General features: G+C 28.8%; 1 protein-coding gene. It reads left to right on the top strand.

Features of this window, described 5'->3' with window-relative positions; genetic code table 11:
- The first annotated feature begins 129 nt into the window (after positions 1-129).
- Complete coding sequence (locus C1715_RS00085) at positions 130-1,563, top strand: ISLre2 family transposase (RefSeq protein ID WP_102398661.1); 1,434 nt, start codon at positions 130-132, stop codon at positions 1,561-1,563.
- The last annotated feature ends 150 nt before the right edge of the window (positions 1,564-1,713 follow it).

Genomic DNA, 1,713 nt, shown 5'->3' with positions numbered 1-1,713 from the left:
AGTTAGCGTAAAGTTATTGTAGGGAATTAGAAATAGAATATATTTCCATATAGAGTTGAAAAGAAGATATCATCCTACTAAAATATAAGTTGAGAAACAAATAAAAATTAGAAAGGATTGATATCTTCTATGTATAATAGTATACAACATTTTAATGAATTTGGGGTAAAAGAAATTAAAAAAGAGATAAAAAGTTTTGTTTGTGAAAGAAAGGATATTGCTGATTTGATTATAGATTTAAAAGAAAATCTATTTGAACTAGGTAGAAATATACTGATAGAGGTTTTGAAGGATATGGATGATTATCTGCGTAGCAGCGGGATAAGGAAACAATATTATGAGATAATCAGAAAAGACAAAACAAGTTTATTGACTAGTTTTGGAATGATAAATTATAAGAGAACGTATTTTAAATCTAAACAAGATGGAAAAAGACAGTATCTTGTTGATAGCGTTAGTGGAATAGAACCTCACGATAGAGTGAGTTCAGATGTTGTTATTAATGCAATTGAAGAAGCGTTAGAAAGTAGTTATAGAAAAGCAGGTGAGAAGGCATCTTACACTGATAAAATAAGCAAACAAGCTGTTATGGATAAAATACATAATGTTGATGTAGTTCAACCTAAAATTAAGGAATCTAAAAAAAGAAATATTAGAATATTGTATGTAGAAGCGGATGAAGATCATGTACATCTTCAAAGTAAAAATAATAACAATAATAAGCAAAATATGCGAAATATAGCTATGCCTAAATTAGTATATGTACATGAAGGCATTGATCAAGATAAAAGCAGCAAAGCAAGAAAAGTATTGAAAAATTTACGTTATTTTGGTGGCATGTATAAAAAATCGGAAGATTTATGGCTTGAAGTAGCAAATTATATTTATGATCAATATAATACTGATTTTATCGAAACAATATATTTATCTGGTGATGGTGCTTCATGGATACGTGAAGGAGTAAATTGGATTCCAAAGAGTAAATTTGTACTGGATTCTTATCATTTAAGTAAATACTTAAGAACTGCAACAGCACACTTAAATAATGAATTAATTGCACAAGAATTAAAGGATGCTATAGATTGGCCCGATAGAGAAGAAACACGAAAAGTGTTCAAAAAAATAATAAGTTTAACTGAAAATGAAACAAAAATACAAGCAGTAAAAGAAGCTCAACGTTACATCCTAAATAACTGGGATGGTATAGAAATAAAAGCTGATAAAGGTTATGAAATAATAGGATGCAGTGCCGAAGGCCATATTAGCCATATATTTTCTGAACGATTAAGTAGTAGACCAAGAGGCTGGAGTAAAATAGGAGTATCTCAGATGTCTAAATTATTAATATATAAGAAAAATGGCGGCAAAATATATGATCTTGTGATGGCTCAAAAAATTAAGAAAAAGAGAGAAAACAAAGAGCATATACAGGATAAATTAATCAGCGAATTAAGATGTTCAGCAAATAAATCTAAGAGTCCGTATGATATCAGCCTGACGGCTATTGACAGAGGTCAAAAGACTGGATTATACAATGCATTAAGGTCAATAATAGGCATGTGAAACTAAATAATATGGTCATTATTTGATACATAAATATGAAATCATGGTATAATATGAGATAGAATAGTTATATATTTTTATTAATTCAAATCTTTATTTTATTCAGGGTGATTTCTATCGTTCATTTTCCTACAGTAAATTAACTCTATC

The organism is Haloimpatiens massiliensis, from assembly GCF_900184255.1.
Taxonomy (GTDB): domain Bacteria; phylum Bacillota; class Clostridia; order Clostridiales; family Clostridiaceae; genus Haloimpatiens; species Haloimpatiens massiliensis.
The sequence above is the reverse complement of the archived record's forward strand: the minus strand, read 5'-3'. Positions and strand labels throughout refer to the sequence as shown.

Coding starts and splice junctions, on each gene's coding strand:
- C1715_RS00085 (WP_102398661.1), top strand. CDS start 130: ATGTATAATAGTATACAACATTTTAATGAATTTGGGGTAAAAGAAATT.